Below are 14,243 nucleotides of genomic sequence, written 5' to 3'. Positions count from 1 at the left end.
CTCAAGACCATCCAGCAACTCAGCCAAATCGCGCTTTTTGGCATTTGCCATACCTGCTGCCAGATCGGTGCCTTTAAGCTCTACCAGAATATCCAACAGCTTTTCGCGCTTGACCCGCTTGAAATAATTCTCCTTGGTCGGCTGCCAGAGAGCGCTTAAATCAAAGTTGATTTGCTCTTTCACAAGTTCGGCAATGACCGAGCTGGATGAACGCAGCGACTGAGCGACACAAAAAGCGTGAATCGCCAGCTTGTCCGGCATCGTCAGTGATTGGAACGCCCTGAACATATCCGCCTCGGTTTCCTCATTCATCCAAACCAGATTCAAACCGTCTCGCGTTTTCTGAATCTTTTCGGCGGCTTTGGTTTCCAGGATGTCCTTGGGACTGAACTCGGCCCACTGAACACTGATGTCACAGAGTCGGAGGAAGCTTTGTGCCACACGCTGCAACGCCATATTGAACACCGACAAATCAAAGCACAGTTCCGGTGAATCCATCAGATCAGCTTGCAGGGCCTGCAAGCTATAAGCACTCAGATCACTCAAGAGCGCCGCGCTTTCGTCCGGTTTCTTAGGAACATCAACCGCGCCCTGCTCGTCTTCGCCCTCGCTACCTTTCTCACCGTCTTCGGGCTTCACAATACCTTCGCGGTATTCCGGCTCCCCTTCCCGTCCAATCAGAATGAGAACGCCCGCCTCCGCCTTCTGCCCTACGGAAAATACTCGAGAGTTTTCTTTCTGCTCCTGCAAATCCCTTTCTTCGTCGGTCAGTCGGTCGTGTTCTTCATCCTCTTCCTCTGTCCATTCCGGCATCGGCTTCTCATTCAAGACATTCAAACGGCCATCGATCTCGGCCAGTCGGGCGCTCAACGCCTCGGGCAGGTCCACTTCAATTTCCGGCTCCACGCGCCTCATGCTGGCAAACGGTGAGGACCAGAAACCACCAAAGGTATACTCCACCCATTTCCAGCCCTCGACCTTCTTCTCAGCCACCAGTCGCTCGATCTTGGCCTCTGCCAACGACTTCAAAAGCTCCGGATCGTTGAGGTAGGTCACCTCCTGGAACAGATCGGACGCCACACTACCACCGGCCTGCTCATAGGCTTCCAAGCCCACAAACACAGCCATAGGCTCGGTGCTTCGAACATTCTCAGGCAGCAAACGAGAACGAATCTCCCACGCCGAGAAGCCATAGCCCTCCTTCATTTCAGCAAAAACCGCCGCCTGTTTTTCCTGATCGTCGGAAACGGTGAAGGCCATGACCTCCTTTTTATCCAGTTCCCGATTACGGAAAGCCTGCAAAATCACCGGGGCCACCCCGCCGAGCTTCAACAGTTTGCGAACATCCGTCACGCTGTGGCCGAATTTCTTGGCAATGTCCTCGGCGCTCATGCCCTGCTCGTTCAACTGCATATAGGCCGAAAACCAATCCGCGTCGTGCATTGCCGCTTTCAAGTTTTCCGCCATTGAGGCCTCGGTGGCGTCGGTCTGATCTTTCACCACACAGCGCACAGGGTAATCCTTCGCAATGTCGCCGTTCTCTGCCAAATGCTGCAACGCAGCCAGACGGCGGCCACCGCCGACAACCTCAAACTTACCGCGCTTCTTCGACTTCACAACAATCAAGTTCTGTAGCAGCCCCTGAGAGCCGATAGAAGCGATTAACTGCTGATCCTCTACATCTGCCGCCGATACCTTACGAACGTTCTTCTCAGAGATTGTGAGGGCGTTCAATTTGATGTTCTGTTCCATGGTGTCAGTTCCTTGTCAGTTGGGTGTTTCCGTCCGGAAACCGTTGGGGGCTCTCGCCCCCGCATGGGTTAAGCGGCGATCAGCCGATCAGGGAGGTGAATCGCGTATGAGCGCTGACCATGGGAAATGGACAGCCCCTCATGGTCCTCATGAATCCGCCAAGCCGATCCGGCCTCAACCAACTCACGCAACAGAGCCAAACGATCCGGCAGATGGTCGCGCCCAAAATTGCGATCGGCATCGGCTTTGTAATCGTCGGTGAGCTCCCATTGAGTTTTCACCCGAGCATCGGTATCCCGAGCCAAAAGGCGAACGACGTGGGGAATCGTCCATTTCTTGGGCAGCTTTTGCAGTGGGTTCACCCGCTGTGCAGCAAACGGGCAAAATTCGATTTTCGCGTCCCTCTGATAGCCCCAAAGCTTCAACGTATCCCGAAGGCGCACATGCTTGGTTGGCTCACAATAGAAGGCCGCGCAAACCTCCAGGACCTTCTTCAGTGACCAGCCACAGATCGCCAGAAAATCCATCACGTCCGACTCGTTACCGCCCAAACTGAAGCGGTTCAGAGTCTTGCCACGGCTCATGGCCTCGGCTGTGTCAGTGATGACAAGGTTGAAATCGTCTTTGTGCAGACCGTAGCGACGAACGTGAGCGGCAGGCTGGGCTACGAAAAGGTCTCGCAGCTCAAAGGCCATTACCCAAGCCGCACGGTTTTCCAGATGAGGGGTAGAAATGACTTTCAACATGGTGGGAATCTCCTAACTCGCCTCGATAACCGGCGGCGAACCCGGAGGCCAGCACCCCGCTGACCATGTGATTATTATCGGTTTTCCTTCCCTGTCTGTCAATCTCTTTGTATACCTTTCAAAGAATAAAAACCCATATAAATCAGCCCTCTTTGTGCATCTTCGTCTAACGCCAGACTTGTCTTTTGCAGTGTGATGATCTTGATTGTCCGGATGCCGCCGGGATCGGGCAGAGCCCGACTTAGATTCAGCGCGGCTTCGCCGCCGCATCGTTGGTGAATGCTGACCAGGCCCCTGCCCTGTCGTGAGATCCCGACCGCCCATCAACCGCACCCGTCGAAGCAGACGCCGGGGCGAGCCTTGCAAGGTGGAACGCAGCGCAGCGAGTAGACCTTGTGAGGGTCGTCCTGGTGTCTGAGGGTGCATAAAGGTTGATGGGGGTCGGGATCGATCTGCGGGAAGCACTTCACCCTGCTTTTAGAGCGTGTGGCACAGCCACTCGCTCCTGGAGGATCGTCTTAACAGTCGCGAAGCGTCTGTTGATCCGACTTCAGGGGCCCCGCGATCAGCGGGGATCCTTTACCGGCCGGAGGTCGGAAGCGCGAGGGATACGGAGGGCGTCAGTCCCGCCAACGGCGGGATGAGCGAATAGCGAACCCGGAGAAGCCCGCCCCGAAGGGCGCGCCAAAGGCCATGCCTCACTGAGAGAAGTCCTGCTTGGCTTGTTGGCTGGTTGCCAGCGTCACATAATCTCCCAACGTATTGATCCGTTCGTTGTACCTCCGCCCTTTCACACCTTTGATCAGATACACATTCGGGCTGCCTTTAAGCGCCTGAGTAGGCAAAGGCAATCCAAATGCTTCAAGCGTGGTTTCGTCCGTCACTCTCAGAACAGAGATCAAATCGTGATTGACCAGAATATCGATCGCCTGCCGAACATCCTTGCTGAAAAGCCCTGCTCGCTTCTGGATCTGATCGTAAGAAATCAGTGAAACGTTGGTGTCTCGTTGACACACTGACAGCAGAAGCAGGTATATCACCAGGCCATTCATCGCCGCTTTCCCTCGACTCGGATAATCCGCAAGCATGATGGGAAGGTCACTCGAGTAGCGGCGCATACCAAACAAATGCCCCTTCGGTAATTTGACGTGTCCTTTCCACTCCTCCGGCTTCTTCGGATCCAGCCCCTTGATTCTGTAAACCAGAGGTTTGTACCCCAGCCGTTCGATCGCGTCTGCAGCTTCCAGCAGTTTGAGACCTTCGCACACCATCGCCCTGGACAGCTTGAGATACAGTTGGATTTCCTCGTAGGTGGTTCGCAAACAGTGCTTACCCGCGTTCCTCTCTTGTTTCTTGTCATCGGCCATCGCCACCAACGCAATATAGATCTTTAATGCGGCAATAACCTCGCCAGGGGTCGGCTTTCGAGGGAGCCCTAACGGCAAAGGCAGCCCCAACATCACCTCCCAACGCTCCACACGTGTCGCACTTGCCAAAAGCCAAGGAGAGCCCCCCACCTTGCCCAGCCAATGACGGGGCATTGGCGAAAAGCGATCTACCTTCAAACTTGTGCTTTCGTCGCTCATCTCAAAGTCCTTTATAAATCACGGCGAGCGCCACTAGGGCCATCGAGAGTATGGCTAAATTCTCTGTGGGCATACCATTGGCTGCAGCGATAAAGCTTTCCAACCAGGTTGGTGAATCGGTCATGTTGCAGGCTCCTGTTTATCAAGCATGCAACGAATTTAAACTGACTGCGCCCTAATCTCTAGAGTACAGAATTGCCAAATTCAACGGTTATATGTTTTAACACAATAGGTTAGATAATTTTTGATAGTTCATGAAAAGCACTCATTTAGTAACTGTGGCTTTTCGTGCGTCGACAATGCATTTTCCCAGGGAAACCATAGGTATTCGACAGTATCGGTACAACCAATCCCTGATCGGCTGAGGCTTGCGCCGCTGATATTCAGCGACGCCACCAAAATGACCTAGTGCAAATCGCCAAACCCGCGACCACGACTAAGACAGGTACGACTACCCACCAGGTCGAAGCCCCAAATGCCACCATCGTTCCCATAGAGCCCAAGCCCACGGTGACAATCGTCGCAGCCAGCTTGTTCAATCCGATATCTATTACTTTGCTTTCTTTCATTCGATTACCTCGCTCTTTTTCAATATTTCGTAACCTATTTATACCGTTGGACACTGTTCTCGCTTCAGGCTGCAAAAACGTATTCACCCACCACTGCCTGCTCGTAATTCGGTCCAGGTAATCTCTATTTATAAAAAGCTCGCTTTAACCGACATCAACGGAAACACCCCGTCCTTTCGGCGACCGGCCTTACGATTTTCAGAGCTTTCAATACAACAAGGTTTCGTGGACTGAAAAAGTTGGCGAGTCGCTTTTTGCGCCTCATATCGGGGCTACTGAAATGCAGAAATTGAACGGCTATCTTGCGTGGTGAGGCAGTCCGGTTGGAATTTCAAAAATATCGGCGCGGTGGGATCTCTGAGAAGTCAGGATTTAGAGGGGGGGGGTTAGTCCCGCAACGCGGGATCAACGAATAGCTCATCCAGCGAAGCGTGGCCGGAAGGATGCGCCTTCTTTTCCCGAAGGGTGGGCTGGACCCATTAAAGGTCCAGCCCTGCGGGCTCGGCAGCGCCCCAGAAATCGGCACCGAAAAGATAGCCGCGCGCGGCTTCGGTGACGGGAATTTCCGGTCGCTGTCGGTTGAAAAAATAGCAGCGCTCAAACGGCATCAAGGTGATTCGTTCATCGAATCCCGCCGGTAGCGCTTCCAAACAATCCACTAGGGCACCATCGGCAAAGGCGAACACGGTGCGGACGCCCTCGGAGATTACTCTCTCCCATGTTTTTTTGGACACGACAAACCGGACATTCTCCAGACCCACGGCCCGTGCGTAGCCAACCACCTTGCCCTTATCAGGGCCTTCCATCGCCTGAATGGAAAAGAAATTCGGCTTTAACAAATTGCGATAGACGCGCACTCTCATTCCGACCTGGACGCTTCGCTCCCTATAAGGCACAAACATCACTCCCCTCCCCTATCAGTTTCCGGCCGGAAACTCCGGCCGGATCCTTTCCCTTATTTGAGCAGCGAACCGACTCGCATTTCAGTTTCGGCCACTGTCGGCGTGAGGGCCATACCGCACAACCCCATCAGAGTGGCAGCAGTACCTTTGACCCCATCGGATGTTTTCTGCATCCGGCCAGCCACCACACACCGACCTTCCCAAACCGGAGCGGTCCTATCTGGTACCAGGTTTTCCAGCTTTTCCATTGCTTCAAACCTATCCACGCCCTCCGTTTTCCCATACACCAAGTATTTGTTCACAATTTCAGCACCGTATAACCCGAGGGCTTCCAGGAACACGGCATGCCCGACCACGTATTGCTCACGTAGCTCCTGCGCGGAAATCTTCCCTGATAGCATCAGATCCCACATCGGTACATGGGCGCGCGCCTTTTCAAGAAAAAGAATGACGCCTTCTTTCGCATCTCTCAGGTAGGCTTCGTCGTAATCGACAATGCTCCGTTTGGTAAGGTCGGTCAGATTGGAAATGAATTTCTTGAAGCTCACCAGGTTCCACAGCTTAAAGCTCTTCGGGCCCACACTGCCCGATTCAAATTCAACCCGGCTCCGAAATTCAGGAATCTCTTTGAGCAGATCCAGAACAAACCCATTGAACGGATCCCGCTGGTCATACAGAGCACTCAGCGAGCTACTCGGTTTCTTGGCGTTTGCATTGATGTCGGCAAACATCTGCTGGCTCCGCTTCAATCCCTGATCAAAAAACAAAGTCACACAGACGGTTTCCTCACCCAGGATCGGCATGGATTCCAGGGCCAATTCGATGCCCCGGCGCCGGTGTTGGCCATCGTTGATCAGCATTACGGCGTCCATTGGAATGTGAAGAACCCCCACCCGAGCGCCGGCGCCAGAAACCTGCAAACCTTCGAACGCCATTTCACTGCTCACGCTCGCCGTAATTGCCGGCAGGACGTATTCGTGACGATTCTCAAGGATGTAATCAGCGATATCCCGAGCACGGCGCTCATTAAGATGACGTTGGGCCCGCGCTTCAGGTGGCAAGGTATCCTCATCAAATCGAAACAACTTCACCAGGCACTTAAAAGGAATCTGGGCGGTATAGAACTCATTGCCCGCCTGAATTCCTTTCACGGCTGGGAAGCTGTAAGTGATCTCAGAGCGCTCCGACACATTAGCCTCGATGGCATTGATTCGCGCCATACGCTCGGCAAACTCCTGGCGCTGGGCCTCTTCCTCGTCTAGCTTGGCTGCTGCGCGCTCTCCGAACTCAGCCTTGAGCTCATCTACAGTCAGACCAAGATCTTCCAACCAGGAAGCGAAGAAATCCGGCCGCTCAATTGGTGTGCCTCGCTCTTGAAGAATTAGGTCTCGTGCCAGGCTCAAGCCCAAACGTTCGTGCCGCTCCTGCTTTGCCTGGGCCACCAAACTTGGGACCACATCGCCAACAGCGTGCCCATAAGGCGCGTCAATCATGGCAATGCGCTCGGGATAATCAGCCTTTCGCTGTAGGGTTCGCCACCGCTCGTCGGCTGTCTCCTGACTCTTGTGGCGACTAATGATTTTTCCCTCCTCGAAAGTCTCGGAGAAGGACTTAGTGATGGTAACGCGCTCCAAGGCAATAACGTAGAACATGGTATTTTCCTCTGGTTCTGAGAGTTTCTGGGCGGAAACATGGGGGCTTTCGCCCCCTCCTGGTTAGTCGAGAAGACGGTAGATTTTGGAGGCCTCTGGATGGTCACCAACGACTTCCATTAGCTTGTCGTAGGTTTCCAAGAGGTATGCGTCTTCCGGGAATTTGTGCATTCCATAGGAACTGGCATAAATGGTCAGAACCAGGCCAGCGGCATCAGCGCTCATGGTTTCATCCGCATAGTTCAGCGGGCTTACCAAACGCACCGGCTCGTCGGTACTCAGAGACATATAAAGCGCGTCATTCGAGGTGATATTAAGATCCCAATAGCCACCGTTGTACGCTTCGTTGAAGGTGTTCATGAAGCTGAACACAAACATTTCCAGGTTCACGCAACGATCGCCCCAGTATTGGTGCATTGTTTCTGCGCGTTGGAGGGTCGGAACACGGGTAAAAAACTCAGGGAGAGCTTGTGCAGTAGTCATAGCAAATATCCTAACTCGCCTCGATGACCGCCGGCGTATCGCGGTGGCCAGCACCCCGCTGACCATGTGATTATTATCGGTTTTCCTTCCCTGTCTGTCAATCTCTTTGTATACCTTTCAAAGAATAAAAACCCATATAAATCAGCCCTCTTTGTGCATCTTCGTCTAACGCCAGACTTGTCTTTTGCAGTGTGATGATCTTGATTGTCCGGATGCCGCCGGGATCGGGCAGAGCCCGACTTAGATTCAGCGCGGCTTCGCCGCCGCATCGTTGGTGAATGCTGACCAGGCCCCTGCCCTGTCGTGAGATCCCGACCGCCCATCAACCGCACCCGTCGAAGCAGACGCCGGGGCGAGCCTTGCAAGGTGGAACGTAGCGCAGCGAGTAGACCTTGTGAGGGTCGTCCTGGTGTCTGAGGGTGCATAAAGGTTGATGGGGGTCGGGATCGATCTGCGGGAAGCACTTCACCCTGCTTTTAGAGCGTGTGGCACAGCCACTCGCTCCTGGAGGATCGTCTTAACAGTCGCGAAGCGTCTGTTGATCCGACTTCAGGGGCCCCGCGATCAGCGGGGATCCTTTACCGGCCGGAGGTCGGAAGCGCGAGGGATACGGAGGGCGTCAGTCCCGCCAACGGCGGGATGAGCGAATAGCGAACCCGGAGAAGCCCGCCCCGAAGGGCGCGTCTCTGAAGTTTCCGGCCGGAAATTCTCTGACTTTTTCTTAGAATCAAAGCTACACGGACCAGTAATATGTCCTCAGTCCGAGTCATTCGCTCTGTCTAGTGCAGTAAACCCCTCTTTAAACAAGCTAAAGATGTCCAAATTTGCAAAGCTTGTGCGGCAATCAGGCATGGAAGACAAGAGGCTTACTACTTGCGCGTGGGTTTTTTCGACATGTGAACCGTCGACCAAGTTTTTCACTAAAACCGACACATCGATAATTCCTTTGTCATCCAACGATGACGCCATGTTCGAAAATCTGCATAACCCGATCCTAATGTAGGCAGTGTCCTTTTGTGGGATTTTGTAAATTGTTTCACCTACTTCCGTCCCAAAACGCGAGCCCCCTTTCGCGAAAACTAAAGCACCTATTGGTTCGCGATAATATTTCTCAAGGCCTGCGAAAGCTGGATGTGCGTTCGTTGGAAGGTTTCCCTCGTATACGCGCAACGTCGCTTCAAGACCCGTAAGGTCCATTGGATATTCATTATGATTAGATATTTCTACGTCTAGCCAGGCGGCTGAATCCGTCTTCCTGATGTTGGAAGTAATAATTGGCTCAATCCAGCCGCCTATTCCTTTTCCGGTTTATACCCATTTATAAGTGCTGTTATCAAGGTGAACAGTTCGCCTTTTTGTTCTTGGGTGAGATTGTCATCTTCTCTCAATGCCAAGAGTGGGCAAAGTGTCTGACGATAACGCCTATCAGCTGCGGCCTCTCGGTCAGACATCGGAACCTCCTGTTTGACCGTTCCTTTTACCGATGTGTTCGAACCTCCCTTAATATTTCCGCTTACGCCACCCGAAGCATTCGCGTTTTCAGAGAGCGAACCCTCAGCTTGGAGCTCAGCCTTCAATTCTCGGCCAGAGTTCACAACTTGCTCATATGTGAGTTCACGAGCCTGACGCTGCCAGCTCTCCATTGGAAGACCTGGACAGTGCGCCGAAAAAAGGATTGATGTAGTTTCAATAGTTTCATCGGGCGTAGTCTCAGTACTTTGGGAGACGCACCCAAACAAGGCAAAACACATGGATAGGAAAATCAGAAAACGGTGATTCATCGCTTTAATCCCTTAAAGGTTCATTGAACTCGGCCAATGATCGATCGCTACAGCGAACTCCCGCGCTGATCCATGCCAATCTTATGTAGAATTAAAGCCAATTTCCTAGAAACGTTCAAAAAATAGACAATACTGAAAATTGTTTCCGGCCGGAAACATATCGGCGGGTTAGGATCCAAACCAGTCCATGAAGGATTTGTGAGTCTCACATTCAAGCGAAGGCTGAATCTCCACTGAGCCAAAGCCTCCATCAGGTGTAATCGCATATGCCGCCACTCGAAAGGCCTCCAGTCCGTTTGGGAGAATTGCAATCGTTTCAAACGACGATTGAGAGAGGACGGCACAACGTCCCGAGTAATTGGGTGGCAAGTAACTGGTAGCGGCGGTGCCGCCTATTTCATCAGCGACCTGGGCGATTACGGCACCGCAGAATTCGGGGCATTTCACTTTCACGATTGACCCTCTCGAAAACCATAGCCCTGGCAATGGGCCTCTCGATTAATCATGCTTTTCTTCCCTCAAAGGTCGCTTAACATCGCTATATGTTATTATATAATACTCGGAGAAGGTAGAACCTGGAGGGAAGGCCTTCTACGACGTGACGCCGCTGAGTTTCCGGCCGGAAACTTATATCTATTAGATCCGGAATCGATTCCGAAATCCGAGACCTATAAGAAAGATAAGCGCGATTGCAATCAAGCCCTGGGCTGCCATCAAGGCATACAGTGCGGGTTCTGCATCCTCGAAAATGTTCCGAAACCCGATGAGGCGCAAAACACCCGCAGCAGGAAGAAACGGGAAGGTCCATGCAAACGAGAACAACAACGGTGACTCGATGCTATCGAACACATAACGATAGATAAGGCCAAAACCCGCCCAAGTAAAAATGAGCCAAAGCATCGGTAGAGCTATCGATTGCCCATAGTTGGAAGTGCATTCATAAATTAGGTCGAGCGTATCCGCGAGAAACCTGCCAACTCCTTTCCTGCGAAAACGGTTAAATCGCATTTCCTCGGCGTGACACGTCAACGCCAGGCCATGATCCTTGTTAGCCTCTGCAAGCTCTTTGATTCGCTGCAGTTTGGCGCCCCTGTTGGGCTCCTGCCGCTTTTGCTTGCTGGTCATCTCGGAGCCAAACTCCACATCTGTAAGACTGAGGTGTTTTTGAAATTCAGTACCCACTAGATTTGGAACAGGTCCAAACTTCAGACCATTAATAAATAACGGGCCTTTAAAGGTGGATCCTCGAAAAGAGAGCTCGCTTGTAAACACCTCTCCGTCTTTTTGACTAAATTCCAGTATTCCAGGAAAGTGGGCCTGTTTGAATACCACCTCACCAGGGCCAAGATCACTGAAGTTTAGTTCTGTTATTGCGCGCTCAGGAAATCTGGTAAACGCAAAGATCATATGCCCGCTTACCATGCCGAGCCCATCGAAGCGCAGCCGCCTGACTTCTTCGAAATTGGCATCGGTGAAGCGCAAATAGTTCTTCGTCCCTTCATGATCCGGGAATCCGAGTCGCAGGCCATTCACGCATACGTTCCCGCTTCGCCATTCCGTCTTTGTGAAGTCGACCTGAGACAGATTTGAAGCGCCCGCGAAGTCCAGCAGCAGGTCGCCTACATTCAGAATGGTTTCACGGAATGAAATACTTGTGCCCGTCGACGCTTTGATTTGGAAGTGGAATTTTGGACCCTGCATCACACAGCAGGAGTCAGCTTGCCCAGGTTTCTTAAATGGCCCAAAGCTCAAACGCTTCTCGCCTAAGTCTTGAATCTGAATCTCGGCATTGTTGTAAAACCTCGCACCGTTAAACAGAACCTTGCCTTGGCCACTAAAGGAGCCCCCCTTGAACTTAAATACATCAAACGAGGATCCAGCAAAGGATAAGGTTCCGCTTCCAAAATGAGCGTCCTGGAACACGACAGCGCCTTGGAACGTCCCTGCAAACGTAATATCGCCATCGCCAAAGTCACACTCACCGAAATGCAGAGTCCTGGCGCCCCAGCCAATAAAAGGAAATTTCAAATCTCTTTGGCCAATGTCGCTCCGCAACTGCTCCCAATCTACCGCATCGAAGCAAATCTCAGCGCCATCTTTCGCTTCACGCTTAAGAGATTGGCTTGCTTCATCAGGGGTTCGACACTGCAAAATCGTCTGCAGGAGGGTTTGAAGCCTTTCGCCGCTGATACTTTCCATTTACTGTCCTTGTCCAAGTGGCGTGTATTTTAAGGTGAGTTTCCGGCCGGAAACTAAAAGGCCCGCGATCGCGCGAGCCTTCGTCTTTAGTCACCTTTAGCCTAGCAGGACCAATCCCTGCTGCATCCAATTTGTTTCCGGGCGGAAACTTTTACGGAAGCGGTGCTGCCAAAGCCAGCAATGCATCATTACCCAACCGCAAGTTCGAATGAAAGGCTGCTTGCGCTTGCGTCACAGAAATATCCATTTCGTCAGCGGCCTCCTGGGCATTTCGCACCCATCCTTTCAAGCGCCCGAATTCCACGTTCAACCGGCACATCAAACGCTGATTTACCTTCAGATGTAGCGTTCCCTTCTTGTGAGCCTTTGCCTCGAAAGCGACAGCTCTTTGCCCGGTCTTTCGGTCGGTAAAATGAAAAAGCACTTTCTGGCCGGCCTCCCATGCCCGCCGGCCCGCTGGCGACTCATGCCTGGTCTCAAATCCCAGATTATTAGCAACGGTCATTAGATCGTTCAAAAGGTCTGCCACGGTAGAATCGAGGGTAGGGGACTGATCTCCAAAATACCCATAATCCAGCGCTTTCCAACACTCCAGGATAATCCGATGATCGAGTTTGAACCTTTCGATCTCGGGCGTGCGCCCGTAACGCCAGCCTTCCTCGGCAAACGTCTTGACGTTGGATTTGTAATTTATGACATTGGCTTTCTTGGTCATTCGCTCCACGAGCTCAATCAGCTGGTCATCAAAGTATTGATTGCAGTTTTTAATGAGCCAGGCACAGAGCGCATGCACATTATCCGGCGTGAAATCGATGCTCATCGAGGCCTGTAATTTGTCCATAACCCTTTGCCTTGTCTTCGTAGCCAGCCGGGAGGTAACCGGCCGGAAATTCTCGAACAGCTCACGCCAATAAACGTGCTTCAGGCCCTCAATCTTGAGCTTCAGCCCTTTGGCCAAGGCTTCGGTGCTTACCCCGAGCTCCCCAAGCAACACCGGATCGAGGCCGCAGATCCGCTCATAATCCCCGACCAAATCCGATAGATCGTTTTGGTAAAAATCAGACAACGCCTGCACCAGACCGCGACTAGTGATTAACTCCCGGCCGGTACTGATACGCTTCTTGGCTCTGGCCTCAATGGTTGCCTTTGGATCAAGATTGGAACAATCCGCGACCGTAGATTGAGGAGCAAAGTGTTGCTCAAACCAAAGATCAAACGGATCCACCCGCAACTCGTTAGACCGATAGCTCCGGCCACGATTGTGGCTGTGTTTATCTAAGCGGATTCGGACCACATCAACGACAGTGCGCGCGCGACGGTCGGCATCGGGGGTATCAAAAGAAAACTGAGCCAAAACTTCGGTTTCGGCCTTTCGACTTTCAATGGCAGACTGCAGAGATTTATCGTTCTGCCAACGTACCGGAATGATCAGGTAGATAAGCTTTGCGTTAGCTTCGCGAACGATCTTTTCTGACCAGGCTCCAAAGTGAGAGTAGGGCGGGTTCGAAAAGATCACATCGCATCGCAGATCTAAAAGCACCTGGGCGAATAGGTCAGTTCCAACAGTGACAATGCTTCGGTCCTGGCGCTCAACCAACATCAGACTCTTTTCAATGGCATATCGATCGCCGTCAGTCAGACGCATTAGGGCGCGCCCGTCCCCAGCACCGACATCAAGCGCCGAAAAGATAGGGTATTTGTCGCTGAACGGATCCGAAAGAATTGCCTGTATGTCCTTTCGGACAGCACTCAACATCTCATTGGTAGTGGGATAAAACTCGAAATCTTCGGAATGGTCTTTCAGTGCGGAAACAAGCGCAAGTGTACTCATGATGGGATTCTCCTAACTCGCCTCGACGCCGGCGAACGCGCTGCCAGCTAACTACTGGCACCCTCAAATACTCACATTTCTACCGCATTTTGTCAATCTTTGGGTATATCTTTAGTATCGCCCATAACGTCCGCTGCTATCCTGAGTCAGAAGGGTGAACGCATAGAGAGCGGCGATATGATTTCCAGGGAAGAGATGGGGCAGATTGAGCGGAGTTGTAGGCCTTACAGGGTGAAGATCAACGCATGGTCTGCTTCTTTAAATTCAGAACCTCGCTACTACATAAACCTCTATAGCATGCCGGCAGGGGTAGGGCCCTGTCGAACGAAGCTCTGGTTTACGGACGATAACCCAAAAGTGCAGATCGATGACCGGTATTCGGCGCTTGATCATCGATTGAGCTCCCAGATCCAATATGTCCAGCAGGCGATCAATCGGTTTTTTGAAGAAAACAAACAATCGCTCTTGCAGAGAAAAAGAAGCAACCCGAACCCTTTCTAGTTTCCGGGGGATCCGTTTCCGCCCGGAAACATGAACCGTTTGGCATGATCAAAACGTGCTACTGGCAATAAACTCGACTCCAGGTACACTCTGGCTATCTCGTTGGGTCGAGATGAGGCAAGGATGCCCGTTCACCGCAGTATGGTCTCTCGGGTGCGTCACCTGCTCAGTGGTGAGCCTGGCCGGGGGCACCCGGCACCAACCTCCTTTTTTTGGGAGGGGCAGGGCAGGGCGGCTACCC

Annotated in this window: 10 protein-coding genes; all 10 read right to left on the bottom strand. The window is 52.3% G+C overall.

Annotation, left to right across the window (positions count from 1 at the left end; all coding sequences use genetic code 11):
- Positions 1-1,752 (bottom strand): ParB/RepB/Spo0J family partition protein (locus tag NUW46_RS20235; RefSeq protein ID WP_418142112.1); only part of this gene is annotated, 1,752 nt, incomplete at its 3' end.
- Positions 1,753-1,820: 68 nt separating this feature from the next.
- Complete coding sequence (locus NUW46_RS20230; RefSeq protein WP_418142111.1) at positions 1,821-2,498, bottom strand: hypothetical protein; 678 nt, start codon at positions 2,496-2,498, stop codon at positions 1,821-1,823.
- 698 nt (positions 2,499-3,196) lie between these two features.
- Positions 3,197-4,084, bottom strand: coding sequence for a hypothetical protein (locus tag NUW46_RS20225; RefSeq protein WP_418142110.1), 888 nt, complete (start codon positions 4,082-4,084; stop codon positions 3,197-3,199).
- A gap of 1 nt (position 4,085) precedes the next feature.
- A complete protein-coding gene (locus NUW46_RS20220) occupies positions 4,086-4,208 on the bottom strand; it encodes a hypothetical protein (protein ID WP_274540928.1) in 123 nt (40 codons plus the stop codon).
- Positions 4,209-5,132: 924 nt separating this feature from the next.
- Positions 5,133-5,510, bottom strand: coding sequence for a hypothetical protein (locus tag NUW46_RS20215; RefSeq protein WP_418142109.1), 378 nt, complete (start codon positions 5,508-5,510; stop codon positions 5,133-5,135).
- A 98-nt stretch (positions 5,511-5,608) separates the two neighbouring features.
- Positions 5,609-7,207, bottom strand: coding sequence for a DNA sulfur modification protein DndB (locus NUW46_RS20210; RefSeq protein WP_418142108.1), 1,599 nt, complete (start codon positions 7,205-7,207; stop codon positions 5,609-5,611).
- Between the two features lie 63 nt (positions 7,208-7,270).
- A complete protein-coding gene (locus NUW46_RS20205) occupies positions 7,271-7,690 on the bottom strand; it encodes an antirestriction protein (protein WP_091643496.1) in 420 nt (139 codons plus the stop codon).
- A 1,292-nt stretch (positions 7,691-8,982) separates the two neighbouring features.
- Positions 8,983-9,471, bottom strand: coding sequence for a hypothetical protein (locus NUW46_RS20200; RefSeq protein ID WP_418142107.1), 489 nt, complete (start codon positions 9,469-9,471; stop codon positions 8,983-8,985).
- Positions 9,472-10,107: 636 nt separating this feature from the next.
- Positions 10,108-11,670: a hypothetical protein gene (locus tag NUW46_RS20195; protein WP_418142106.1), complete on the bottom strand. Its 1,563-nt coding sequence runs from the start codon at positions 11,668-11,670 to the stop codon at positions 10,108-10,110.
- A gap of 151 nt (positions 11,671-11,821) precedes the next feature.
- Positions 11,822-13,501 carry a DUF4942 domain-containing protein gene (locus NUW46_RS20190; protein ID WP_418142105.1) on the bottom strand — a complete coding sequence of 560 codons (1,680 nt, stop codon included), beginning with the start codon at positions 13,499-13,501 and terminating at the stop codon, positions 11,822-11,824.
- Between the last annotated feature and the right edge of the window lie 742 nt (positions 13,502-14,243).

The sequence above is a fragment of the Marinobacter sp. MA genome, from assembly GCF_048298425.1.
In the GTDB taxonomy this organism is placed as follows: Bacteria; Pseudomonadota; Gammaproteobacteria; order Pseudomonadales; family Oleiphilaceae; genus Marinobacter; species Marinobacter salsuginis.
This window is presented reverse-complemented; position numbering and strand designations above follow the sequence as displayed.